General features: G+C 69.1%; 19 protein-coding genes and 2 pseudogenes. 10 read left to right on the top strand and 11 right to left on the bottom strand.

Annotated elements, in window-relative coordinates; all coding sequences use genetic code 11:
* Positions 1–25 precede the first annotated feature (25 nt).
* From AC07NN_RS16510 to AC07NN_RS16500, 3 genes are all read right to left on the bottom strand, one after another.
* Positions 26–1,072, bottom strand: a complete 1,047-nt coding sequence (locus AC07NN_RS16510; protein ID WP_494643101.1) for a sulfate ABC transporter substrate-binding protein — start codon at positions 1,070–1,072, stop codon at positions 26–28.
* Positions 1,073–1,207: 135 nt separating this feature from the next.
* Positions 1,208–2,665, bottom strand: a complete 1,458-nt coding sequence (locus tag AC07NN_RS16505; RefSeq protein ID WP_494643097.1) for an OprO/OprP family phosphate-selective porin — start codon at positions 2,663–2,665, stop codon at positions 1,208–1,210.
* A gap of 263 nt (positions 2,666–2,928) precedes the next feature.
* On the bottom strand, positions 2,929–6,192 hold the full coding sequence (locus AC07NN_RS16500) for an autotransporter outer membrane beta-barrel domain-containing protein (RefSeq protein ID WP_494643092.1): 3,264 nt from the start codon (positions 6,190–6,192) through the stop codon (positions 2,929–2,931).
* Positions 6,193–6,355: 163 nt separating this feature from the next.
* Between AC07NN_RS16500 and AC07NN_RS16495 the strand changes: the two genes are divergently transcribed.
* From AC07NN_RS16495 to phoB, 6 genes are all read left to right on the top strand, one after another.
* On the top strand, positions 6,356–7,771 hold the full coding sequence (locus AC07NN_RS16495) for a sensor histidine kinase (protein ID WP_494643087.1): 1,416 nt from the start codon (positions 6,356–6,358) through the stop codon (positions 7,769–7,771).
* Positions 7,772–7,925: 154 nt separating this feature from the next.
* Entirely contained in the window at positions 7,926–9,359 is a 1,434-nt protein-coding gene (gene pstC / locus AC07NN_RS16490; protein ID WP_494643084.1) for a phosphate ABC transporter permease subunit PstC, read from the top strand.
* Complete coding sequence (gene pstA, locus AC07NN_RS16485; protein WP_494643082.1) at positions 9,352–10,647, top strand: phosphate ABC transporter permease PstA; 1,296 nt, start codon at positions 9,352–9,354, stop codon at positions 10,645–10,647. The genes pstC and pstA overlap by 8 nt, the downstream gene beginning before the upstream one ends.
* Positions 10,648–10,705: 58 nt before the next feature.
* Positions 10,706–11,551: a phosphate ABC transporter ATP-binding protein PstB gene (pstB, locus tag AC07NN_RS16480; RefSeq protein ID WP_494643079.1), complete on the top strand. Its 846-nt coding sequence runs from the start codon at positions 10,706–10,708 to the stop codon at positions 11,549–11,551.
* A gap of 22 nt (positions 11,552–11,573) precedes the next feature.
* The gene (gene phoU, locus AC07NN_RS16475) at positions 11,574–12,266 is read left to right on the top strand and encodes a phosphate signaling complex protein PhoU (RefSeq protein WP_494643077.1); all 693 of its coding nucleotides are present in this window, start codon (positions 11,574–11,576) and stop codon (positions 12,264–12,266) included.
* A gap of 20 nt (positions 12,267–12,286) precedes the next feature.
* On the top strand, positions 12,287–12,979 hold the full coding sequence (gene phoB, locus AC07NN_RS16470) for a phosphate regulon transcriptional regulator PhoB (RefSeq protein WP_494643074.1): 693 nt from the start codon (positions 12,287–12,289) through the stop codon (positions 12,977–12,979).
* A 5-nt stretch (positions 12,980–12,984) separates the two neighbouring features.
* Here the strand turns inward: phoB and AC07NN_RS16465 are convergent.
* The 5 genes and pseudogenes from AC07NN_RS16465 to AC07NN_RS16445 all read right to left on the bottom strand — a co-directional run.
* A pseudogene (locus AC07NN_RS16465) lies at positions 12,985–13,139 on the bottom strand (hypothetical protein); the annotation flags it as partial.
* Complete coding sequence (locus tag AC07NN_RS16460; RefSeq protein WP_494643072.1) at positions 13,085–13,915, bottom strand: ankyrin repeat domain-containing protein; 831 nt, start codon at positions 13,913–13,915, stop codon at positions 13,085–13,087. The pseudogene AC07NN_RS16465 and the gene AC07NN_RS16460, both read right to left, overlap by 55 nt.
* A gap of 44 nt (positions 13,916–13,959) precedes the next feature.
* Positions 13,960–15,576: a PAS domain-containing sensor histidine kinase gene (locus tag AC07NN_RS16455; protein WP_494643067.1), complete on the bottom strand. Its 1,617-nt coding sequence runs from the start codon at positions 15,574–15,576 to the stop codon at positions 13,960–13,962.
* A 262-nt stretch (positions 15,577–15,838) separates the two neighbouring features.
* A complete protein-coding gene (locus AC07NN_RS16450; protein ID WP_494644011.1) occupies positions 15,839–16,657 on the bottom strand; it encodes a LytTR family DNA-binding domain-containing protein in 819 nt (272 codons plus the stop codon).
* Positions 16,654–17,364: a DUF2306 domain-containing protein gene (locus AC07NN_RS16445; protein ID WP_494643062.1), complete on the bottom strand. Its 711-nt coding sequence runs from the start codon at positions 17,362–17,364 to the stop codon at positions 16,654–16,656. Before AC07NN_RS16445 ends, AC07NN_RS16450 begins: the two co-directional genes overlap by 4 nt.
* A gap of 434 nt (positions 17,365–17,798) precedes the next feature.
* Here AC07NN_RS16445 and purD point away from each other — a divergent pair, with 434 nt between their 5' ends.
* The 4 genes and pseudogenes from purD to AC07NN_RS16425 all read left to right on the top strand — a co-directional run.
* Positions 17,799–19,079, top strand: a complete 1,281-nt coding sequence (gene purD, locus AC07NN_RS16440; RefSeq protein WP_494643059.1) for a phosphoribosylamine--glycine ligase — start codon at positions 17,799–17,801, stop codon at positions 19,077–19,079.
* 127 nt (positions 19,080–19,206) lie between these two features.
* Complete coding sequence (locus tag AC07NN_RS16435; protein WP_494643057.1) at positions 19,207–20,289, top strand: phosphotransferase family protein; 1,083 nt, start codon at positions 19,207–19,209, stop codon at positions 20,287–20,289.
* Between the two features lie 7 nt (positions 20,290–20,296).
* On the top strand, positions 20,297–21,583 hold the full coding sequence (locus AC07NN_RS16430; protein WP_494643054.1) for a metal-dependent hydrolase family protein: 1,287 nt from the start codon (positions 20,297–20,299) through the stop codon (positions 21,581–21,583).
* A 6-nt stretch (positions 21,584–21,589) separates the two neighbouring features.
* Positions 21,590–21,715 (top strand): annotated as a pseudogene (locus AC07NN_RS16425) (hypothetical protein); the annotation flags it as partial.
* Here AC07NN_RS16425 and lpxK read toward each other — a convergent pair.
* Genes lpxK through AC07NN_RS16410 form a run of 3 tightly spaced genes read right to left on the bottom strand, consistent with a single transcriptional unit; the run spans position 21,701 to position 24,953 of the window.
* Entirely contained in the window at positions 21,701–22,708 is a 1,008-nt protein-coding gene (lpxK, locus tag AC07NN_RS16420) for a tetraacyldisaccharide 4'-kinase (protein ID WP_494643051.1), read from the bottom strand. The pseudogene AC07NN_RS16425 and the gene lpxK overlap by 15 nt on opposite strands.
* Positions 22,705–23,982: a 3-deoxy-D-manno-octulosonic acid transferase gene (locus AC07NN_RS16415; RefSeq protein WP_494644007.1), complete on the bottom strand. Its 1,278-nt coding sequence runs from the start codon at positions 23,980–23,982 to the stop codon at positions 22,705–22,707. Before AC07NN_RS16415 ends, lpxK begins: the two co-directional genes overlap by 4 nt.
* Positions 23,952–24,953 carry a cation diffusion facilitator family transporter gene (locus AC07NN_RS16410; RefSeq protein WP_494643048.1) on the bottom strand — a complete coding sequence of 334 codons (1,002 nt, stop codon included), beginning with the start codon at positions 24,951–24,953 and terminating at the stop codon, positions 23,952–23,954. Before AC07NN_RS16410 ends, AC07NN_RS16415 begins: the two co-directional genes overlap by 31 nt.
* Positions 24,954–24,969 lie beyond the last annotated feature (16 nt).

The following is a 24,969-nucleotide window of genomic DNA, read 5'->3' as shown; positions in this document are numbered from 1 at the left end:
GTACGGGCGGCCCTTTGAATGGGCGTTACTTGGGCTGGTAGATCTTGTCGAACAGGCCGCCGTCGTTGAAGTGCGTGGTCTGGGCCTTTTTCCAGCCGCCGAAGGTGTCGTCGATCGTCACCAGCGGGATCTTCTTGAACCTGGCGGCGTACTTGGTCGCCACGTCGGCGTTGCGCGGACGATAGTAGTTCTTGGCGATCAGCTCCTGGGCCAGCGGGCTGTACAGGAAGTTCAGATAGCCTTCCGCGATGGTGCGGGTCTTGTGACGATCGACGTTCTTGTCGACGATCGCCACCGGCGGCTCGGCCAGGATCGACAGCGACGGATAGACGATGTCGAACTTGCCCGGCAGCTCGTCCTGGGCGAGGTAGGCCTCGTTCTCCCAGGCCAGCAGCACGTCGCCCAGGCCACGCTGGGTGAAGCTGGTGGTCGCGCCGCGGGCGCCGGTGTCCAGCACCGGAACGTGCTCGAACAGGGCCTTCACGAAGGCCTCGGCCTTGGCGGGGTTGCCGCCCGGCTGCTTCAGGGCCCAGGCCCAGGCGGCCAGGTAGTTCCAGCGCGCGCCGCCCGAGGTCTTCGGGTTCGGTGTGATGACGTCGATGCCCGGCTTCACCAGGTCGCCCCAGTCCTTGATCTTCCAGGGGTTACCCTTGCGGACCAGGAACACGATGGTCGAGGTGTAGGGAGTCGAGTTCTGCGGCAGGCGCGACTGCCAGTTGGCCGGCAGCAGCTTGGCCTTGGCGGCGATTTCGTCGATGTCGTAGGCGAGCGCCAGGGTGACGACATCGGCCTGCAGGCCGTCGATGACCGAGCGGGCCTGCTTGCCCGAGCCGCCGTGGCTCTGGTTGATCACCAGGTCCTGGCCGACCTTGCCCTTCCAGTACTTGGCGTAGGCGGCGTTGATGTCCTTGTAGAGCTCGCGCGTCGGGTCGTAGCTGACGTTCAGCAGGGTGACCGGCTTGGCCTGGGCCACTGCGAGGTTCGGAGCGGCGCCTGCCGCCAGGGCCGCGGCGCCCGCGCCGGCGCCGGCCAGCAGTCCACGACGGGTCGGAGCCTTGATGGTGTCACTCATGGGACGGTCCTTTCTGGAAGGTCTTTTCGAGGCGGCGCGCGCGGCGCGGCGGTCTTGTAAATTGGGAGAGAGGGGGCCGCCCGGCCCGATGGCTTCAGCCTTCGCGGCGGGCGGCCTTCAAAGCGGGAACTCGAACTAGAACGCGAACTGGCTGCGGAAGTTGACCGCCTGGTAGCTCTGGCTCAGCGGCAGGAGGCCGCCGGCCGGATCCTTGCGGTCGATGTCGACGTCCAGGTAGTCGATCGAGAACTTGGTCACCGAATTGGGGAACCAGTTCAGACCGGCCGTCCAGATGGTTTGTTCGCCGCCGCGCACGCGATCGCCGGCCAGGGTCGCGTTCTCGTGGTGGTTCAGGTCGAGAACCGAGTAGCGGCCGGCCAGTTCCCAGGCGCCCCACTTGCCCGCCTTCGGATCGAAGGGGTTGGTGATGGCTGGGGCGTCGAACGCGAAGTTGTTGACGTTGTACTTGCGGGCCTCGCCCGTCAGCACCCAGCCGCCTTCGACGTACCAGCCCTTGAACTTGGGATTGGTGACGCCGGCGGCCGCGTTGCGGCGGTCGATCCTGTAGTTGTAGGCCTCGGCCTGGATCAGCAGGTTCTGCTTCTGGGCGGCGAATTCGAGGCCGTAGTGGCGGGCGCCCTTGGCGTCGATGGCGCCGGTGGTGACCAGCTGCTGGCCGTCGACGCGCAGTTCCGGACGGTCCTGCAGCGTGACGCCGTAGGCGCCGGTCAGGGCCGTGCTTTGGGCCGGCGTGACCACGACGCTGGCGTTGGCGCCGGCGTGGACCAGCCAGTCATAGCCCTTGAAAGGAATGAAGGCGAAGCGGCCGAGGTAGCCCAGTTGCTCGTCGAAGGTCTGGGCGTCGCCGGCCTTGGCGCCCGAGACGGCGGCTGACAGCAGCCAGCGTTCCTTGACCACCTGGCCTTGCAGCGCGATGCGGCGGTCGGCGCCGGCCAGGCTGCGGGCGGCTTCGGCGGCCGACGGGCGTTCCGGGAACAGCGAGCCGTTGGTCGAGGCGGCGTCTTCGAGGCCGAGGTTCGGAGCGTAGGCGCCGACCCGGATCTTGAAGGGCGCGTAGTTGTACTGGACGAACAGCTCCTGCAGCTGGCCGGCGCCGTCGGTGCCCGCGCCGCCGAAGTCCAGCAGGATCGAGTAGTCGAAATTCTTGGCGAACTTGCCGTCGACGCCCAGGCGGGCGCGGCGGAAGTTGGCGCCGTTGTTCAGGTCGCGGGCGTTACCGAGCACGGCCGGCAGGCCCTTGTCCTGGAAGTACTGAGCGGCGTCCAGCTGCATCACGCCGTGCAGCGTGGCGGTGTAGGCGCCGTCGCCCGAGGCGATGGTCGGCTTGGCGCCGGCGATGCTGACGGTCGTGGCGCTCTGGACGGTGCGGACGTCCTTGAGGCTGGCGGCGGTCGCGGCCTTCAGGTCGGCGACCTGCTGCTGCAGGGTCTGCAACTGGGCTTCCAGCGCGGCGATGCGTGCGGCGGCGTCATCCGGGCTGGTCGCGGTCTGGGCCGCGGCGGCGCCGGCGGTGGCCAGCAGGGAGACGCCGGCGATGAGCGCGGCGCGGAAGGCGGTCTTGGTCTTGATCATGTGTAGTCCCCTCTCGGCGCCGCGGTGCGGGCCGACCTGCCGAGCTAGGGAAAATCATTATTCCTAGCTCTGAAATAGAGATTAGGGAAACCGGCCGTGAGTTTTTCTGCAGGGCGCGGCGAAGTGTCGCGGAAAACGCTGCGAATCTTCAGCCATATCAGACGCTTAAACGGTTAACGTTCCGTAGACGGAAAAAGCCGCCCCGGTTTCCCGGAGCGGCTTTCTGGTATTTCTGGCGCTTGATCGAGGGCTAGGAAGCCGTCTTAGAACATCGCCCGGCCGGCCAGACGCAGGTTGTAGCGCTTCTGTTTCTTGGTGGCTTCGACGCCGCCTTCGACGGCCAGATACGACATCGGCGTGCCCGCGCGCAGCGCGAAGCCGGCGGTCAGGGCGCCGTCCTTGTCGTCCAGCGCGGCCAGGGTGAACGGGTTGCCGCCCTTGAAGCGGGCCACCGTGTCGCCGACCGAACCGGCCAGGGTCTGGCGATAGCCGACCCGAACTTCCGGACGCCACCACACGGTCTTGCCGAAGTCGGCGCCGAACACGACGCCCAGTTCGCCGCTGAGGTTGCTGGAGGTGCGCTTGTCGACGGTCAGGTCGAAGCCGTCGCCGCCACCCGTCTCGGCCCGCTTGCCTTCACGCAGCCAGACATAGTCCAGGCGGCCTTCCGGACGGGCGAAGAAGCGACCGAACTTCTGCTCGTAGGCCATGCCCGCATAGGCGTTGGCCGTCATGCCGTTCCAGTCGGCGGTGTTCTTCAGGGACAGGTCGGCCAGGCCGTCGCCATTGGTGTCCGGCGCGATGAAGCGGCGGTCGCCCTGGAAGAAGCCGTAGCCGACGCCGCCGCCGGCGTTCATGCGCCAGCCGCCGATCGACCTACGCCAGTAGGCGCCCGTCTGGACGAACGAGGCGGTGGTTTGCTCGCCGACCTTGGCGACGGTGTCGTGCTCTTCGACGCTGACATAGGCCAGGGTCAGGCCCAGGGCCCCGCCGGCGTCGCCCATGGCTTCGTAGCCGCCGACGAAACCGAAGGCCTGGGTGTCGGAACCCAGGGTCTGGTCGGTGTCGCGACGGGTCAGCGAGTTGATCTCCTGCATCCAGAAGCTGTCGGGTCCGTAGCGGTCGCCCGGATCCGGACGGAACATCGTGTTGGCCGAGATCTGCTGGTTGACCGACTGCAGGGCCGCGAACAGGCCCTCGCCCTGGTCGGGCAGCATCTGGTCGTAGACGTCGCGGAAGCCGTCGCGGGTGTTCTGGTTCAGGAAGTTGGCCGCCAGGGTCGAATCGGTCCCCAGGGCCGCGAAGACGGCGTCGTAGGCCGAGGTCTCGGCCTTGCTGAAGCCGATCTCGGCCGCGGTGCGACGGCGGACGTCGATATAGACGTTGTTGGCGTCGGCGCGGCTGGTGGCCACGTACAGGTACGGCGACTCGGCCAGCAGGCCGTTGCCGATGGTGCCGACATTGATGTTGGAGCTCGAGATCACCGTGAAGGTGGTCGGCTGCTTGACCAGGTTGGCCAGGCGGATGCCCAGCTCGGCGCCCGTGGCGATGTTGACCGGGCCGGCGACGGCCAGGCGGGTGTTCACGCCGGCGGCCGGGTCGGCCGAGAACAGGATCTTGCCCTTGGCGCCGACGGTCAGGCTGGTGAGGCTGATGGTGTCGGTGTTGACGATGCCCAGGCTGCCGTTGGCGATCGAGATGTCGAGCTTGCCGCCGTCGTCATAGAGCTTGCCCAGGGCCACCGCGCCGCCGTCGATCGAGAAGCGGTCCTGGCCCTTGCCGAACGAGATCTCGCCCAGCAGCGTGCCGCTCCACAGGTTCAGCGTGTCGTCGCCATTGCCGAACAGCACGTCGCCGACGGTGCTGGGGGCCATGGTCGTGGACGTGGTGTCCGCGCTGGTGACCGTGTCGGTGCTGGGGAAGGTGGTGGTCGAGGTGAAGTCGGTCGGGCCCGACTGGGTATAGGTCACGCCCGCGCTGTTGGCGCGCAGGTCCAGGGCGATCGCCTTGCCCGCGGCGGTGGTGGTGCTGGCGGCGGCGGTGCCGTCCTGCTTGTAGATCGGAGCCGACAGGGCCGCCCGGATCGCGCCGGTGTTGGTGATCGTCCGCAGCGTGCCCGCCTGGTCGAGGATGGCGACGGCGTCGCCCGTCTCGCCGGTGCGGGTGGCGCTGATGGCGCCGGTGTTGCGCACGCTGGTCGTGGTCGAGCCGGCGCCCAGCACCAGGCCGCGCGCCGAAGCGGTGACGCCGGACGTGGCGAACGACGACGAGCTGGAGGCGATGGCGCCGCGGTTCAGGATCTCGTTGGCGATCGCGCCCGCGTTCAGGATGACGCCGGTGGCGTCGGCCTCGTAGGTCGTCGTCGAGATCTGGCCGTCGTTGCGGACGCCGCCGGTGATCGTGGTCGTGCGGCCGCCGCCGGCGCCGATCGACAGGCCCGTGGCGCTGACGTTGTTATAGACGCCCGAGGCCGAGATGGTGCCCTTGGCGACCAGGCCGTAGGCGTTGTCGCCCGCGCCGACCGCGCCCAGGGTCACGTTCTGGCTGGCCGAGCCGATCTGCAGGGCCGGCGCCGAGCCGAACACGGTGATGCTGGACGAGCCGCTGGTGCTCGAGGTGATCACGGTGCTGGTGGTGACGCCGTCGGTCCCGACCTTGGTCGAGTAGTTGAGGCCTTGCAGCAGCACGCCGCCGGTCACGTCGCCAGCGATGCGGACGGCCGGGCCGCCCTGCAGCAGGTCGTCGGCGTCCAGCTTGTTCATCGCGTCCACGGTCAGCGGGCGCGAGGTGTAGCGATAGCCGGTCGAGCTGGTCGTGCCCTGCAGGACCAGGGCGCCGTTGACGGTCGAATCGATGGCCTGGGCCACCGCGTTCACGCCCTGGACGTTGATCGAGCCGCCCAGCCGCACCGTGCCGGTGACAGGCGCGGCGATCCGCACGCCATAGGCGTTGTCGCCGGTGACGCTGATGCTGCCCAGGTTGGTCAGGTTGCCGACCAGCGGACCCTCCAGCAGCATGCCGGCGGAATTGTTGCCCTCGATGCTGATGATACCCGTGGCGTCGTTGACGATGTCGCCGGTGAAGGTCCCGGCGTTGGTCAGGCGTACGCCGAAACGGTTGTTGCCCTGGGCGAACACGCCGTCGAGGTCGCCGTCCGAGTCGGTGTCGGTGGCCGTATAGTCTTCCAGCAGCGAGATGGTGGCCGAGTTGGTCAGCGAGCCCGTCTTGCCGCCGATGATCAGCACGCCCACGCCGTCATTGACGCCCGTGGTCGACAGGGTGCCCGAGTTGGCGACCTTGTTGTTGCTGTCCAGCGTGACGATCGCCCCGGCCGTGGTCGGCTTGATCGAGCCGTCGGCGGTGATCTTGATGTCGTCGGCCGCCGTACCCGTAGCCGTGCTGGTGGCGATCGGCGTCGTACGCGCGGTGGAGACCGAGGTTTCCGCCAACGCGGCGAAACCCATGGCCAGGAGAGGAGCGGCCGCGACTGTCGCGACCAGGACCTTGCGCTGCATTACGAACGACACCTCGAAAGAAACCCGCGCCACTAATTCAGGTCACGTTGCGGCGAAAATGCGGTGAGTCCCGCCCGCGACACGTACTAAGGCGCCAACCGTCTATCGCATGGCTTGGCAGGGCGCCATATCTGGATCGACGAATCGCCCCTCGCTTGAATCTGTGAGCCTCTCCATGCCGCTGGCGAACACGCCCCCGGACGGTCCGGAAAGCCGCGCCGTAAGCGCTTTCTGGCTGATCATGCTCGGCCCGGCCGCGATTCTGGTGCTGGCCGTTCTCGGCATGGCCCGGCCCGCGCCGGCCCTGGTCGCCGCTTTGGGCGCGGTGGCCGCCGGCTGGTGGCTGACGCGACGGTCGCGCGGGGCGGCGGCGCAGCCCGCGCCGGGAGCGGGCCTGGCCCCGGCCGCCTCCGTCGAGGAGACCCCGCCCTTCGCGGCGATTCTTGACCGGTTGCCCGATCCGCTGATGGTCATCGCGGCCGAGGAAGCCGACGACCTGACCGGCCGCCACTTCCTGTTCGCCAACGCCGCCGCGCGCGAGCTGTTCAAGATCCAGGCCCGCGGCGGGCTGCTGGTCACGGCCGTGCGGAACCCGCGCGTGCTGGAAGCGGTCGACGAAGCCCTGTTCGGGAATGTCGAGGGCATGGTCGAGTTCGAGACGGGCGGAACCCAGGGGCGGGCCTGGCTGGCCTATGCCCGGCCGCTGAAGGAAAGCGCCGGCCGCTCGCGCCTCGCCCTGCTGGCCCTGCGCGACGAGACCGACGCGCGCCGCAGCGAGCGCACCCGCGCCGACTTCCTTGCCAACGCCAGTCACGAGTTGCGCACGCCGCTGGCCTCGCTGTCGGGATTCATCGAGACCCTGCGCGGCCACGCCAAGGACGATCCGGGCGCGCGGGACAAGTTCCTGGCCATCATGCTGGCCCAGGCCGAACGGATGTCGCGGCTGATCGACGACCTGATGAGCCTGTCGCGCATCGAGCTGAACGAGCACATCGCGCCGCTCGGCCGGGTGGACCTCTCGATGGCCGCTATTGACGTCATCGACGCCCTGGCGCCCCAGGCCCGCGACAAGGGCGTCACCTTCGATCCCGTCCTGCCGCCGCGCGGCGGGGCCGTGGTCGACGGCGATCGGGACCAGATCATCCAGGTGATCCAGAACCTCGTGGACAACGCCATCAAGTACACGCCCAAGGACGGCGTCGTGCGGGTCGAGGTGTTCCCCGGCCTCGCGGTCGAGGCCGCCGCCGCCGCCCGGGACGCGGCCGCCTCGCGGATGTCGCTGCTGACTCCCGACCACCACCCGACCGAGCGCTATGCCGTGCTGCGCGTCACCGACAAGGGGCCGGGCCTGGCGCGCGAGCACCTGCCGCGCCTGACCGAGCGCTTCTACCGGGTCGAGGGCCAGAAGAGCGGCGACCGCTCGGGCACGGGCCTGGGCCTGGCCATCGTCAAGCACATCATGAATCGTCACCGGGGCGGGCTGACCGTCGAGAGCGTCCAGGGCGAGGGCGCCACATTCGGTGTCTATCTGCCGATGGCCAAGGCGGGCGCCGAGCGGCCGGCGACCTCGACCGCGATCGCGGAAGCCTGATTTTTCAAGGCCTTCGGCGGCGCCCCGGGTGCTGTCACGTAACTGTCATCTAAGTGTCGCATAAGCACAGCGCCGGCCGGTCATAGATCGGCCCCGGGGGAAGGCCGCGATCCTGCGGAGCCTTCGACAACTTGGCGCAAGATTAGCTTTACGCATGCTGACCTGGCTCTCACTTCTCGTCCTGGCGCTCTTCTCCGGCGGAGCCTTCGTGGCCGGCCGCCGGCGCGCCGTGACCGCCACCGGAGGCCGCGCGCGCGTCCTCCATTCCTTGCCGGACTACTACGGGACCTACGCGGCCCTGTGGGCCGGCGTGCCCGCCGCGCTGCTGCTACTGCTGGGCGCCGCGTTCGGCGGTCGCGTCGAGGACGCGATGCTGCAGTCCACGCGCCCCGCCGCCGTCCAGGCGCTGGAGCCGGACCGTCAGGCCGTCTTCTATAGCGACGCCCACGCGATCGCCGCCAAGCAGTCGCCCTCCGAGGTGACCTACGAAGGCGAGCTGAAGGCGGCGCTGGACGCCAAGGTGGTCGAGGCCAAGCGCATCGAGACGACCCTGAACATCGGCATGCTGGCCGCCGCCGCCGTGCTGGCCCTGGCTGGGTTCCTGGTCGCCTTCCCGCGCATCTCCACCGAATTCCGCGCCCGCAACCGGGTCGAGGGCTGGATCGGCGTCCTGCTGATCGGCTGCTCGGTCGCGGCCGTGCTGACCACCCTGGGCATCGTGCTCTCGCTGGTCTGGGAAAGCTGGCGCTTCTTCCAGAGCGTCAATCCGATCTCGTTCCTGTTCGGCACCGAGTGGAGCCCGCAGATCGCCATGCGCGCCGACCAGGTCGCCTCGGCGGGCGCCTTCGGGGCCGTGCCGCTGTTCGCCGGCACCTTCCTGATCATGCTGATCGCCATGCTGGTGGCCGCGCCCGTCGGTCTCTACTCAGCGATCTACCTGTCGGAATACGCCAGCCGTCCGGTGCGGGGCATCGTGAAGCCGCTGCTGGAGATCCTGGCCGGCGTCCCGACCGTGGTCTACGGCTTCTTCGCCGCCCTGACCGTGGGTCCGCTGTTCCGCGCCGGCTTCAATGCCATCGGCGCGGCCCTGCCGGCCGGCCCGCTGGCCACCTACCTGATGGAAGTCCAGAACCAGATGGCCCTGGTGGCCGGGGTGGTGATGGGGATCATGCTGATCCCGTTCGTCTCCTCGCTGTCGGACGACATCATCAACGCCGTGCCGCAGTCGCTCCGTGACGGCAGCTACGCGATGGGCGCCACCAAGTCGGAGACGGTCAAGAAGGTCGTCCTGCCGGCCGCCCTGCCGGGCATCATGGCCGCCATGCTGCTGGCCGTGTCCCGCGCCGTCGGCGAGACCATGATCGTGACCATGGCCGCGGGCCTGCAGGCCAAGATGACCGTCAACCCGCTCGACACGGTGACCACCGTCACCGTCCAGATCGTCACCTTGCTCACCGGCGACCAGGAATTCGACAGCCCCAAGACGCTGTCGGCGTTCGGCCTGGGCCTCACCCTCTTCGTGGTGACCCTGACGCTGAACATCATCGCCCTGCGCATCGTCCAGAAGTACCGGGAACAATATGACTGACGCGACCATCGGCGCGGCCGCTCCGCGCCAGGCCTCCTCGGCCGCCGAAGCCCGCCTGAAGAAGCGCCACCGCGCCGAGCGCCTGTTCAAGGCTCAAGGCATGGCCGCGATCATCGTCGCCATGATCTTCCTGGTGGTGCTGGTCGGCCGGATCGTGAGCCAGGGCTACACGACCTTCGAAACCCACACGCTGAGCGTGCCGGTCTATCTGAACCCGGACCGCATCGACACGTCGGACCTCTCGGGCGTCAACTACGACTACATCGTCGCCGAGGCGGTGATGAAGAAGTTAGGCGTGCAGGACGACGACCTGGGCACCACCTCGACCAACGTCCAGGACCTGGTGTCGCGCGACTTCGGCTTCCAGATCCTCAACAAGCTGAAGGCCGACCAAAGCCTGATCGGCAAGACGATCGAGATCCACGGCCCGCTGAAGGCCGACGCCGACCTCTACTTCAAGGGCGAGATCGAGCGCGCGACCGCCGAAGGCGACCGCAAGCTGGACAACCAGCAGCTCGACTGGCTGGACCAGCTCCAGAAGGCGGGCGTGATCAAGTCGGGCTTCAACTTCGCCTTCTTCACCAACTCCGACTCGACCGAGCCTGAACAGGCTGGCGTGCTGGGCGCGGTGGTCGGTTCGGCCATGATGCTGATCATCACCGCCCTGATCGCGGTGCCGGTCGGGGTGCTGGCCGCCACCTACCTGGAAGAGTTCGCCCCGAAGAACCGCTGGACGGACATTATCGAGGTCAACATCAACAACCTCGCGGCCGTGCCGTCGATCGTCTACGGCCTGCTGGGCCTGGCCCTGTTCATCAACTGGCTGAACGTGCCGCGAAGCTCGCCCCTGGTCGGCGGTCTGGTGCTGGCCCTGATGGCCCTGCCGACCGTGATCATCGCCACCCGCTCGGCGCTGAAGGCCGTGCCGCCCTCGATCCGCGAAGCCGCCCTGGGCGTCGGCGCGTCGAAGACCCAGACGGTCTTCCACCACGTGCTGCCGCTGGCCATGCCCGGCGTGATGACCGGCGCCATCCTGTCGCTGGCCCACGCCCTGGGCGAAACCGCTCCGCTGCTGATGATCGGCATGGTCTCGTTCGTGCCCGGCGTGCCGGAAGGCTTCACCGGCGCGGCCACCGTGCTGCCGGTCCAGGTGTTCATCTGGGAGAACGCTTCCGAGCGCGCCTTCCACGAGCGCACCGCCGCCGCCATCATCGTCCTCCTCGTCTTCATGATCGTCATGAACGCCGCGGCCGTCATCCTGCGCCGCCGCTTCGAACGCCGCTGGTAGGTTTCACATGACCCTGATCCTGAACCCTCTCGCTTCGCCCCTTCTCCAGGGACACGCCATGAACGTCCAAAGCCCCGATGACACCGGCCACACGCCCGTGATCCACACCACCGTCCCGCACGCTCACGCGACCGCTCCGGTCGGCGAGCCGAAGATCAAGGCGCGCAACGTCAAGGTCTTCTACGGTGAGAAGCAGGCCCTGTTCGATGTCGACCTCGACATCCCGGCCAAGTCGGTCACCGCCTTTATCGGCCCGTCGGGCTGCGGCAAGTCGACCTTCCTGCGCTGCATCAACCGCATGAACGACACGATCCCGACGGCGCGTGTCGAAGGCTCGATCGAGATCGACGGCAATGACGTCAATCTGAAGAGCGTCGACCCGGTGGTCCTGCGCTCGCGCGTCGGCATGGTGTTCCAGAAGCCGAACCCCTTCCCGAAGACCATCTTCGAGAACGTCGCCTACGGTCCGCGCATCCACGGCCTGGCCACCGGCGGCAAGGCCGAGCTGGAAGCCATCGTCGAGAGCAGCCTGAAGAAGGCCGGTCTCTGGAACGAAGTCGCCGACCGCCTGCATCAGCCGGGCACCGGCCTGTCGGGCGGCCAGCAGCAGCGCCTCGTCATCGCCCGCGCGATCGCCGTGTCGCCGGAAGTGATCCTGATGGACGAGCCCTGCTCGGCCCTGGACCCGATCGCCACCGCCAAGATCGAGGAACTGATCGACGAGCTGCGCAGCCAGTTCTGCATCGTCATCGTCACCCACTCGATGGCCCAGGCCGCCCGCGTCTCGCAACGCACGGCCTTCTTCCACCTGGGCAAGCTGGTCGAGAGCGGTCCGACCGAGGAGATGTTCACCAATCCTCGCGACAGCCGCACCCAAGACTACATCACCGGCCGCTTCGGCTAAGCGTACCGGGAGGGATCACGAGATGACCGAACATACCGTCAAGTCGTACGGCGAAGAGCTGGCCCACCTCACGGCCGAAGTCACCCGCATGGGCGGCATCGCCGAGAGCCAGGTCGCCGACTGCATCGCCGCCATCGCCCGTCGCGACGGGCCCTTGGCCCAGGCCGTGGTCGCCGGCGACGAGCGCCTGGACGCTCTGCAAGGCGAGATCGAGCGCAAGGCCTTCCGCCTGATCGCCCTGCGCCAGCCGATGGCCGTGGACCTGCGCCACGCCGTCGCCGCCCTGAAGATCTCGATGAGCCTGGAACGCTGCGGCGACATGGCCAAGAACATCGGCAAGCGCGCGCTGATCCTCACGGAAGCCGACCCGATGACCGCCCTGACCCGCTCGATCGAGCGCATGGGCAAGCTGGTTCAGAGCCGCCTGAAGGACGTCCTGGACGCCTACACGACCTCGGACCTGCAGCGCGCCATCGGCGTGTGGAGCCGCGACGAAGAAGTCGACGAGCACTACAACTCGATCTTCCGCGAACTGCTGACCTACATGATGGCCGATCCGCGCACGATCAACGCCTGCGCTCATCTGCTGTTCGTGGCCAAGAATCTCGAGCGCATCGGTGATCACGCGACCAACATCGCCGAGATCATCCACTTCGAACTGACTGGCGACGAACTGGTGTCGCAGCGTCCCAAGCTCGACGTCGTGGCGCAGTAAACCGATAGAGGCGACCTGAAGTGACTCCCTACGTTCTGGTGGTGGAAGACGAAGACGCCCTCGCCACCCTGCTGCACTACAATCTCGACAAGGAGGGCTACCGCGTCGGCGTCGCTGGCGACGGCGAGGAAGCCCTGATCATGGCCAACGAGCGGGCCCCGGACCTGGTCATCCTCGACTGGATGCTGCCCAAGGTCTCGGGCATCGAGGTCTGCCGTCGCCTGCGCGGCCGGGCCGAGACGCGCAACGTGCCGATCATCATGCTGACGGCGCGCGGCGAGGAGACGGACCGCATCCGGGGCCTCGACACCGGCGCCGACGACTATGTCGTCAAGCCCTTCTCGATGGTCGAGCTGACCGCCCGCGTCCGAGCCGTCATGCGCCGGATCCGTCCGGGCCTGGCCGACGACCGCATTACGGTCGGCGACATCATCATCGACCGGGTCGCCCATCGCGTGAAGCGCGGCGGCAAGGAGATCCACCTCGGCCCGACCGAGTTCCGCCTGCTAGACTATCTGATGCAGCACCCGGGCCGGGTGTTCAGCCGCGAGCAGCTGCTGGACGCCGTCTGGGGCTCGGACGTCTATGTCGAGGCCCGCACTGTCGACGTCCACATCGGCCGCCTGCGCAAGGCGCTGAACGGCACCACGGACGGGGACCCGATCCGCACGGTGCGTTCGGCGGGGTACTCGCTGGATCTGGACGCGGCTTAGGGCCGAAAACCTCGTCCTTCGACAAGCTCAGGATGAGGTTTTCTACTGCGGCGCCGAGAGTCGTCCTCACCTGAGCTTGTCGAAGGGCGAGGACGTCCCCGCGATCTAGGCCCCGTCCAGCAAGGCGGCGATCTCGGGCCTGCCCGCGTGGCGGGCCCAATCGGCCGCCGCGCCATCCCACAACGTATCGCGCAGGTCGCGCCGCGCGCCGTACTCTAGCAGGAGCCGGACGGCGTCGGTGTGTCCGGCCCAGGCCGCCTGGTGCAGAGGCGTCGAATGGGCGTGGGCGTTTTGCGGGTTGAAGCGGCTGGGGTCTTCGCCGGCTTCCAGGAGGCGCTTCAGGATCGCGGTCCGGCCGAACTGCGCGGCCAGGGCCAAGGCCAGGTGGCGCTCGGCGGGGCTCGCCGCCGCGAGCAGTCGCGCGGCGTCGGTATCCTCGCCCAGGGCGGCGGCGACGGGCAAGGTCGGCGCCGCGCCCAGTCGCAGCAGGGCGCGGACCGCAGCGAACTCTCCATGAACCAAGGCCGCGCCGAGCGCCGGTGTCGGATCGGCGCCGTGCGCGACCAGCAACGCGATCAGCGGCTCCTGCGCGCCGGCCTCGCGGGCGACGCGGCCCGAGGCGACCAGGCCCAGCGTCTCCTGGATGTCGGCGGGCGCGGTTCCGGCGTCGAGGATCGCTCGCGCGAGGTCGACCACGTTCGGTGGCAGGCGGTCGTTGCGCACCGGGTTCTCGGCGACGAAGGCCAGGAGAGCGGGGGCGCGGAAATAGGCCTCGCCCTCGAACCGGGCGCGTCGGGTCGGCAAGTCGGGATGGGCGGCCAGCAGGGCCTTCAGTGTATCGAGGTCGCCGGCGTCGACGGCGTCGACCGCCTGTCGCAGAACTGGATCCTCGATCCGGTCGCGATACGTCTTCTCACCGTCGCCGTGCGCCGTCATGCGGGGAGGGTATCGCCGGTCTGCGCCAGGTCAAGCGAAGGGCTTTAAGCCTCCGCCGCGCGGTCGTGGGCTTCCTCGTCCGCGTCGGCGGCGAGGTCGACGGCCTTGGCGATGCTCTCGAACAGACCCGTGACGGTGATCGGCTTGGCCAGGTGCAGGTCGGCGCCGGCCTCCAGGCAGGCCTCGACCTGGTGCGGCATGGCGTTGGCGGTCAGCGAGATGATCGGGATGCGGCCCCGGCCCAGGTCCGCCTCGCGCTCGCGGATGGCGCGGATGGCCGTCAGCCCATCCATGACCGGCATCTGGGTGTCCATCAGCACCACGTCGAACGGTTGGGTGTCGAAGGCGTCCAGCGCCGCCGCGCCGTTCTCGACCACGACGAGGTCGGCCATCTCGCCCAGCATCAACTCGACGACGCGCTGGTTGGTCGGGTGATCCTCGGCCAGCAGCACCCGCAGGCGCTCCGACGACGGCGCGGGCGCCGCGCGGCGAGCGGGCGCCGGTTCCTCGGCCTCGGCCGGGGACAGGACGGCGGTGAAGCGGAAGCAGGCGCCTTCGCCCGGGGTCGACTGGCAGGTGATGTCGCCGCCCATCAGCTTGGCGAAGCGCAGGGCGATCGACAGGCCCAGGCCCGAGCCGCCGAAGCGGCGGGTGATCGAGCCGTCGCCCTGGACGAAGCGCTCGAACAGACTGGCCTGGACCTCGGGCGAGAAGCCCTCGCCGGTGTCCTGGACCTCGACCTTCAGTGCGATCGCGCCATCGGGAGTCTCATGAGTGGCGGCCCGCACCGAGACCGAGCCCTCGCAGGTGAATTTCACCGCATTGCTGATCAGGTTGTTGACGATCTGGCCGATCTTCAGGGCGTCGCCGACGGCGCGGTCGTGGAAGCCGTCCGCGAAGTCCAGCGAGAAGGTCAGGCCCTTCTGGTGGGCCAGGCCCTCGAAGGTGGCGGCCGCGGCGGTCAGGCCGGCGCGCAGGCCGAATGGGGCGGTCTCCAGCTCGACCTCGCCGGCCTCGACCTTGGCCAGGTCCAGGATGTCGCTGAGCAGAGCATTCAGCACCCGGCCCGAGTTGAGGATCACGTCCATCATCTCGCGCTGGCGGTCGGTCAGCTCGGTCTGGGCCAGCACCTGGGCCATGCCCAGGACGCCGTTCAGCGGGGTGCGGATCTCGTGGCTCATATTGGCCAGGAATTCCGACTTGGCGACGCTGGCGGCCTGGGCGCTTTCGAGGGCGGCCTTCAGGGCGACCGCCGAGTTCTTACGCTCGGTGATGTCCTCGCTGATGATCAGCAGCAGCTTCTCGTCGCCCTCGCCGGGGATGGCGATCTTCTTGGTCTGCAGCCAGCGCTCGCCGTTGTGCGGCGTGGTCAGCGGCTCCTCGTCGATGACCCAGACGCGGTTGCTGTCCAGCACCTTGCGGTCCATCTCGGCGAAGAAGGCGGCCTGGTCGGCGGGGAAGAAGTCGGCGTCGTTGCGGCCGATCAGGGCCGTGCGGGGCACGCCCAGCAGGTCTTCGCCGGCGCGGTTGATCAGGACGAAGCGACCGTCCTTGCCATTCTTGACCACCAGCATGGCCGGCACGCTCTCGACCACCGCGTCGAGGAAGGCGCGCGAGTGCAGCGCCTGGGTCGGGTGCGAGTCGTGGTCGTCTGCGGCCATGCGCGCGGCGGTGTCCCTGGTAGTCGTTCGATCCAAAGCCTTGAATGGGTAAGCGAACTGAACGTTGCTTAGAGGGTGACAAGACGCCGCTGACAAGCCGAGCGCCCAGTCAATCGGGGCGAGCGGGACAATAGGACGCAGCCGCCGAGCGATCCGATTTTCACGCAAACGGTTGCGGAGTTGATCGATCGCTCAAGGCGCGCCTACGATGGCGTGTATCGGCCGCGTGCAGTCGCGCGGGAGGCGGGCGCCGGGTCTCGAATCAGCGCCCCAGCCGCTTGAGCAGGGCGTCGCGATAGGTGCGGCTGGTCACCACCTCGGCGCCGCTCGTCAAGGTGAGGCGCCAGGAGCCGTCGGACAGAGGCTGGGCTTCGCCGACATGGGCCAGGTTGACCAGCGCCGAGCGATGGGCGCGGGCGAAGAGGCGGGGATCGAGGCGCGCCTCCAGGCTCTGCAGCGTCGCGCGCAGCAAGCCCTCGCGGCGGCCCCAGTGAACGACGACATAGTTGTCGGCGGCGGCGAACCACTCGACCGCCGACATCTCCACCGGGACGCGGCGTGAGCCGGCCATGACCATCAGGCGCTCGGTCTCGAGCGCGGCAGGAACCGCTCGGGCTTCGGCGAGGGCCGCTTCCAGCAAGGCGTTGCGGGCGCGGGCCTCGGCGGCGCGGCGGTGGTGGGCGGCGGCCAGACCCACCGCGACGATCGCCGTGCAGAGCAGGATGCAGACCGGCGTCCGACCAAGCACCCGACCGGCCAGGTCGCCTTGGCCGATGAAAAGCTGGTCGATCAGCGTGGAGGCCAGGGCCTCCAGCGGCACGATCGCCAGGGCGGCGACGGCCGTGGCGACGAAGCCTCGCCCGCCGGCGCCGAAGCGGCGCAGCAGCAGCCAGACGATCCCCGCCGCCGGCAGCCAGGCGGCATATACCGAACCCTGCCAGAGCAACGAGTCGACCATGCCCAGCTCGACCCCGCGCGCTTCTGAAAAGCGTCGGCCGAACCAGGCCGCGCAGATCGTGGTCATCAGCCAGCTATAGGCCGTGAACGCCCAGACCCAGGCGGCGGTCGGCAGGGCCTTCAGGCGAGCGCCAAGGCTTGGCGCCGCCGGCGACGCAGCACCAGCACGGCGATCCAGATCACGGCCATCGGTTGGAACACTAGGGTCGGCCAGAGCTGGCTCCATGGCGTCGGCAGGAAGGTCAGGAAATTGCCCGAGAAGGCGCTGAGCACCGCGCCGTACGCGCCCAGCATCTTCAGAAGATGCTCGTAGGTCCAGAGGTCCGGCGAGAACGGCCAGACGGTGGGGCGGGCAAAGCGCCAGAGGTCCCAGCCGCCCATGGAGACGGCGCCGTAGACTAGCGCCATGGCGACGGCGCCGTTGCGGCCCGTCTGCCCCGTCGCCACCAGGAACGCGACCCAGCCTCCAATGGCGACCACGGCCAGGGTGACGCCCCAGTCCAGTCCGGTGGCCCGCTGGCGAGGGTCGACGTCCGGCCGCTTGCGGCGCAGGACGCGCACGCCGGAGAAGAGGGTGAGTGTCGCCGTCGCCGACAGGGCCGCGAAATAGGCGTTGAAGTGGATGACCGTCATGACCCAGGCGGCGGCCAGCAGCGTGGCCATCAGCGCGACGAAAGTCCGGCCCGCCCAGCGATGCAGGCGGGAACCCTTGCGGGTCAGGATCGGGATCAGGCCGACGACGACCAGCGCGAAGCCGCAGCCGATGTGCAGGGCCAGGGTGGGGGAGAAGAGGTTTTCCATGGCGGCACCGTGCTGGCGGGTGGCGGTCACGGCTATGCCCGTGGGGCCGGACGTGGCGAACGGGGGCGGAATACAGCTGGCGCGAGGGCGCAGGCGCGATAGGTTCTGAGCATGGCTCTGAACGACTATCTCGGAGAGCCCGTCCTTGGCGGGTCCTGGCTATACGATGGCCAACTGCCGCGGCGGATCGCGATCGTCGCTTATGACCACGATCCAGCATATGCGGCTTGGTTGGATGACTGCGCCTACGAAGGAACCGAGATACACGGCGACACCTTTGAGCAGACGCCGTTGGGGCCTGACGGACGCCTTTACAGTGTCGGTCAGACATCCAGTGGCTACTTTCAGACGATAGGGGAAGCCCAGGCTTGGGCTGATCGCCAGCCCTGGGGACCCGTGACCTGGGACAAGTAGGTCTCGGACGGCCTTGACCCACGCCCCCCTGCGCGTCACACCCCGGCCTCATGGAAAAGCTGACAATCCTCCTCGTCGGGTCCGGCGGGCGCGAGCACGCCCTGGCCTGGAAGATCGCCCAGTCGCCGCTGTGCGGCCGCCTCGTCGCCGCGCCGGGCAATCCTGGTATCGAAGCCGTCGCCGAGCTGCGCGCGGTTAAGGCGACCGACGCCGATGCCCTGGTGGCCTTGGCCCAAGAGATCGGCGCGGACCTCGTAGTGGTCGGACCGGAGTCGGCGCTGGAAGTCGGTCTCGCCGACAAGCTGGCGGTGGTCGGCATCCCCTGCTTCGGCGGCAGCCAGCGCGCCGCGCAACTGGAGACGTCCAAGGCCTTCACCAAGGACTTCTGCCAGCGCCACGGTTTGCCGACGGCGGCCTATGGCGTGTTCGAGGACGCGGCCTCGGCCGGGACGTTCCTCGACACCTTGGAAGCCCCGTTCGTGATCAAGGCCGACGGCCTGGCCGCCGGCAAGGGCGTGGTCATCGCCGCGACCCGCGCCGAGGCCGACGCCGCCGTGGTCGACATGCTGGGCGGCCGCTTCGGCTCGGCCGGCGCGCGGGTGGTGATCGAAGAGTTCATGCACGGCGAAGAGGCCTCGCTGTTCGCCCTCTCCGACGGCAAGACCGCCGTGCTGTTCGGCGCGGCCCAGGACCACAAGCGCGCCTATGACGGCGACGAAGGCCCCAACACCGGCGGCATGGGCACCTATTCGCCGCCGCCCGTCCTGACCGACGCATTGATCGACCAGGCCTGGCGCGAACTGATCGTGCCGACCGTCGAAGGCATGGCGGCCGAGGGCAATCCGTACGTCGGCGTGCTCTATGCCGGCCTGATGCTGACGCCCACGGGGCCCAAGCTCGTGGAATACAACGCTCGCTTCGGCGACCCCGAGTGCCAGACGCTGATGCTGCGTCTGGAGAGCGACATCGTCCCGATCCTGCTGGCCTGCGCCAAGGGCGAACTCGCGAGCGCCGAGCTGCCGAAGTGGCGCGAGGAAGCGGCGATCTGCGTGGTCCTGGCCGCCGAGGGCTATCCCGACGCCCCCAAGACCGGCGGCCTGATCCAGGACGCCGAGGCGGACTTCGGCAATGAGGCGGTGGTTTTCCACGCCGGCACGACCCGCGACGCCGAAGGTGCGCTGCGGGCCTCGGGCGGCCGCGTGCTGAACGTCTGCGCCCTGGGCGCGACCCTGCACGAAGCCCGCGACGTGGCCTATGCGGTGCTGGGGACGATCTCGCTGGAAGGCGGCTTCTACCGCAACGACATCGGCTGGCGGGCGCTGAAGTCCTGACACTTGCCCCCACCTGACCTGCTTCGCAGGGGGAGGAGCGCGACAGCGCGGAGGGGGCAAGTGACTTGCCTAAGCGCCCACTCCCTCTAAACTCCCCATTCAAACAAGCGTTGGGGAGTAGACGCGCATGGCCGAAGCCGCCGAACAGTCCGCCCAGGACCTGAACTCGGGCACCAAGCCGGTCGACCCGCGCCACGCGATCGACGAGGCCAAGCTGGCGACCTGGCTGGAAGCCAATGTCGAGGGCTATGCCGGTCCGCTGGAGGTGCGCCAGTTCAAGGGCGGCCAGTCGAACCCGACCTACCAGTTGGTCACCCCGGCAAAGAAGTACGTCCTGCGCCGCAAGCCGCCGGGCAAGCTGCTGCCCAGCGCCCACGCCGTCGATCGCGAGTACAAGGTGATCTCGGGTCTGAACAAGGCCGAATTCCCGGTCGCCAAGGCCTATGCCCTGTGCATGGACGAGGAGGTGATCGGCACGATCTTCTACGTCATGGACAATGTCGAAGGCCGGATCCTGTGGGACGGCACCCTGCCCGACTACCAGCCGGCCGAGCGCCGGGCGATCTACGAGGCCCAGATCGACACCCTGGCCGCCCTACACAATGTCGACTACGCCGCTGTCGGCTTGGCCGACTACGGCAAGCCCGGCAACTACTTCGCCCGCCAGATCGACCGCTGGACCAAGCAGTACAAGGCCTCCGAGACCCGGACCATCGACGAGATGGACAAGCTGATGGCGTGGCTGCCCGAGAGCTGCCCGGTCGATGACAAGACCTCGATCGTCCACGGCGACTACCGCCTCGACAACATGATCCTGCACGCCACCGAGCCGCGCGTGGTGGCGGTGCTGGACTGGGAGCTGTCGACCCTGGGCAATCCGCTGGCCGACTTCAGCTACTTCCTGATGAACTGGGTGATGCCGTCCGACCAGCGCGGCGGCCTGGCCGAGATCGCCGACCTGCAGGCCTATGGCGTGCCGACCATCCCGCAGGCGGTCGAGCGCTACTGCAAGGCCACCGGCCGCGACGGCCTGCCCGAGCTGGACTGGTATTTCAGCTACAACCTCTTCAGACTGGCCGGCATCTGCCAGGGCATCGTCGGCCGCGTCCGTGACGGCACCGCCGCCAGCGCCCATGCGCAGCTGATGGAAGCGCGCGTGCCGGTCCTGGCCAAGGGAGCATGGGCCTTCGCGCAGAAGGCAGGGGCTTAGGGGCTATATGAAACGACTGCTGTCGGGCGTTTGCGCCCTGGCTATCGCCGGGGCGCTGAGCAGCGTCGCCTGCGCCGAGACCGTCTTCGTCCAGGCCGGCCGCCTGCTGGCCGACCCGGCGACGGGCAAGGTCGAGACGGCCAAGACCCTGGTGCTGGAGAACGGCAAGGTCACGAAGATCGTCGACGGCTACGTCTCCGAGCCCGGCGGCAAGGTCGTGGACCTGAAGGACAGTTTTGTCCTGCCCGGCCTGATCGACAGCCACGTCCACCTGACCCACGAGCAGAACCCCAACGGCCGCCTGCAGGCGGTGACCCGCTCGGCCGCTGACGAGGCCCTGGTCGGGGCCGGCTTCGCCCGCAAGACGCTGATGGCGGGCTTCACGACGGTCGCTGACCTGGGCGCCGACAACAAGGCGATCTTCGCCCTGCGCGACGGCATCAAGCGCGGCGACGTGCCGGGCCCGCGCGTCATCGCCGCCGGTTCGGCCGTGTCGGTCCACGGCGGCCACGGCGACGTCAACGGCTATAGCGAGGAGGTCATGCACGTGCTGCGGCCGACCTCGGTGTGCTCGGGCGCCGACGACTGCCGCCGCGCCGTGCGCGAGCAGGTCTGGCTGGGCGCGGACATCATCAAGATCACCGCCACCGGCGGGGTGCTCTCTAACACCGCCGCGGGCCTGGCCCAGCAGTTCTCGGACGGCGAGCTGGCGGCCATCGTCGAGACCGCTCACCGCATGGGCCGCAAGGTCACCGCCCACGCCCACGGCGTCGACGGCATCAACAGCTTCCTGAAGGCCGGCGGCGACTCGATCGAGCACGGCACCTTCCTGGACGCCGAGAGCGTCGCGGCCTTCAAGAAGAACGGCGCCTATCTGGTGCCGACCCTGATGGCTGGCGACTTCGTCTATCGCGTGGCCACCGGGCCGAACAACTTCCTGACCCCCGCCCAGACGGCCAAGGCCCTGGACGCCGGTCCCAAGATGCTGGCCATGGCCCGCCGCGCCCACGAGGGCGGGGTGAAGATCGCGTTCGGCACCGATACGGGCGTCTCGGCCCACGGCGACAACGCCGGCGAGTTCGCCCTGCTGGTCAAGGCGGGGCTCTCGCCGCTGGAGGCGATCCAGACGGCGACGGTCAATGCGGCCGACCACTTCTCGCTGTCGTCGGAGATCGGCAGCCTGGCGCCCGGCAAGGCGGCCGACCTGATCGCCGTGAAGGGCGACCCGCTGAAGGACGTGACGGAGCTGCAGCACGTGACGTCGGTGATCAAGGGCGGGGTGGTTTATAAGTAGTCCTCCCCCCAGCGGGGGAGGCGGCCGAAGGCCGGAGGGGGAAGAGCGGGTTATCCGGCTCCTTCCCCCTCCGTCGGCTTCGCCGACACCTCCCCCGCTAGGGGGAGGATTTGGTTTCTACGCCCCGATCCCCTTGAGCAACGCCTCCAGCGCCGCTGGATTTTCGAACCGAGCCCGTACCGGCCACGGCGTCACCTTTTCGCGCCACTGCGGCGGCAGTCTCACCCAGTCCTTCTCCGTCGTGACCAGCCCCGCGTCGTAGACCTTGGCCCGGTCGGCCAGCAGGTTCAGCGTCGCTTCGGGGTATTCGCCGTGGTCCGGGAACGGGGCGAAGTCGACCAGCTGGCAGCCGGCGGCGGTCAGGGCCTTCTCGACCTTCCAGGGCTTGCCGATGCCGGCGAAGCCGACTTGCGGACCCTTGGGCACGGGGGCGGCGGGCTCCAGGCGGGCGATCAGCACCGGGGTGTCGCCGAACCGCGCCAGCAGCTCCGGATCGGCGGTCTCCATGTCGACCGGCAGCAGCAGCACGACGGCGTCGGCGCGCGAGAGGCCGACGTGCAGCGGCTCGCGCATCGGGCCGGCGGGGAAGACGCGGCCGTCCCCGAACGGCCACTCGCCGCCCCGGGTTTCGCCATCGACCACGACCAGGGACAGCGCCTTGCGCACCGTCGGGTTCTGGTGGCCGTCGTCCATGACGATGGCCTGGGCCCCGGCCCTAGCGGCGGCGCGGGCTCCTGCGACGCGGTCGGCCGCGATCCACATCGGGAAGTCCTGCGCCAGCATCAGCGGCTCGTCGCCGACGTCGGCGGCGGTGTGGCGCGCGGTGTCGACCTGGGTCGGGCCCTTCAGCTTGCCGCCATAGCCCCGCGACAGGCCGTGGGCCGCGACGCCGCGCTGGGTCAGGGTCAGCAGCAGCTCGCGGACGATCGGGGTCTTGCCCGCGCCGCCCATGGTGACATTGCCCACGCAGATCACCGGCGCGCCGATGATCGAGGGCGTGGTGCGGGCGATGCGGCGACGGGTGGCGTCGGACCACAGCCACGAGATCGGCGTCAGCAGAGCGCGGGTCAGCGGGGCGGGGCCGCCGTGCCTGACATACCACCAGCGAGGCGTGCCGAGTTTCATGGGACCAGCTCGAGGATGCGGGAGAGGCCGGCGCGGGCCTCGGCGTCGCGGGTGTCGACATAGGCGCGGGCGCGAGCGGCGCGGGCCCTGGCGGCTTCAGGATCGCCGAGGTCGGCGGCGATCGCGTCGCGCAGGCCCTCGGGCGAGGCCATGACCACGCCGACAGCGGCTTCCAGTCCGGCGAAGGCCGAGGCCCAGTTCTCGACGAACGGGCCGCTGATCGCTGGGCAGTCCAGGCGCGCGGCCTCCAGCGGATTGTGACCGCCGATCTCGGGGACCAGGCTGCCGGCGATGACCGAGGTCCCGGCGAGGCGGAACCACAGGCCCATCTCGCCCAGGGTGTCGGCGACCACGATGTCGGCCGGCTCGCCGGGCGCCTGGCTGCGCAGGGAGGCCGACAGGCCGCGCGCCTTGGCCAGGTCTACGATGGCCGGGCCGCGCTCGACATGGCGTGGGGCCAGGATCACCGGCGGTCGATCCTGGAGCGCGGCGATGGCGTCCAGGGCGATCTCGTCCTCGCCCGGATGGGTGCTGGCGATCAGCAGGGGCGGGCGGGCAAAGCGCTCGCGCTCGACGGCGAAGGCCGCCAGGTCCACCGGCAGTGGCGCGGCGCCGAACTTCAGGTCGGCCTCGCCGGCGACCTTGCCGCCCAGGGCTTCGAACCGCTCGTGGGCGCGGGCGTCCTGGGCCAGGATGAGATTAAAGCCCGAGAGCAGCTGGCGCGCGGCGTCGGGGCGCTTGCTCCAGCTGGCGAAGCTACGGTCCGACAGCTTGGCCGAGACGAGGGCCAGGCGCGTCCCCGCCGCCTTGGCTTCGAGCAGAAGGTTCGGCCACAGCTCGCTCTCGACGAAGACGGCGAGGCTGGGCTTCCAGCGGGCGATGAAGCGCCTGGCCGCGCCGGGGGCGTCGACCGGGACGTACTGGTGGATCGCGCCCGGCGGCAGGCGCTTGGCCAGCAGGGCGGCCGAGGTGGTGGTGCCCGAGGTGACCAGCACCGTGACCTTGGGGCGCTCGGCGCGCAGGCGCTCGACCAGGGGCAGGATCGACAGGCTCTCGCCGACGCTGGCGCCGTGCAGCCAGACCAGCGGGCCGTCGGGACGCGCGACCTCGGCTTTCGCCAGGCGTTCGGCGAGGCGCGCGGGGTCTTCCTTGCCCTTGCGGGCCCGGCCGGCCAGCAGCGACGGAGCGAAAGGTTCGAGCAGGCCGGTGGCGGCCCGGTAGAGGTTCAGGGCGGACGGCCGGATCACACGACGCCTTCGGGCGCCAGGGCGCAGCCGTGCGCGCCGGCGGTGGTCTCGACCTGGATGGTCACGTGGCCGATGTTGAACTTGCTGGCCAGCTCCGAGCAGGCGTCGTGCAGGAACTGGTCGTGGTCGCCGTCCAGCGGGCGGACGACGTGGGCGGTCATGGCCGTCTCCGTCGTGCTCATCGCCCAGATGTGCAGGTCGTGGACCTCGCTGACGCCTGGCCTTGCGGCCAGCCATTCTCTTACCCGGAGCGTGTCGATCCCTCGCGGCGTGGCGTCCAGGGCCATGTCCAGGGAGTCGCGCAGCAGGCCCCAGGTGCCCAGGACGATGACGGCGACGATGCCGAGGCTGACCACGGGGTCCAGCCACAGCCAGCCGGTGACGGCCATGGCCAGGGCGGCGATCACCACGCCGGCCGAAACGGCGGCGTCGGCGGCCATGTGCAGGAAGGCGCCCCGGACGTTCAGGTCGTCCTTGCTGCCCTTCATGAACATCAAGGCCGTGGCGGTGTTGATGGCGATGCCGATGGCGGCGACGATCATCACCGGGCCGGTCTGGATCGGCTCGGGCGTCGCGAAGCGGCGGATGGCTTCCCAAGCGATGGCGCCGACCGCGACCAGCAGCAGGGCGGCGTTGCCCAGCGAGGCCAGGATGGTGCCCTTGCGCAGGCCATAGGTGCGGCGGGCGCTGGGCGCGCGCTTGGCCAGCACGACCGCGCCCCAGGCCAGCAACAGGCCCAGCACGTCCGACAGATTGTGGCCGGCGTCGGCCAGCAGGGCCAGCGAACCGGTGATCAGGCCCGCGCCGAACTCGACCAGCACGAAGCCCAGGTTCAGCGCCACCCCGATGGCGAAGGCGCGGCCGAAGTCCTTGGGCGCATGGCTGTGCCCGTGGTGACCGTGGCCATGATGGTGGCCATGGCCGTGCGCATGATCATGACCGTGATGGTCATGGTCGTGGTGATGATCGTGCGCGTGTCCAGAGTGATCGTGCGGCATGGGCCCTACATCCCAT

The organism is Caulobacter sp. GW821-FHT09H08, assembly GCF_059415885.1.
The sequence above is the reverse complement of the archived record's forward strand: the minus strand, read 5'-3'. Positions and strand labels throughout refer to the sequence as shown.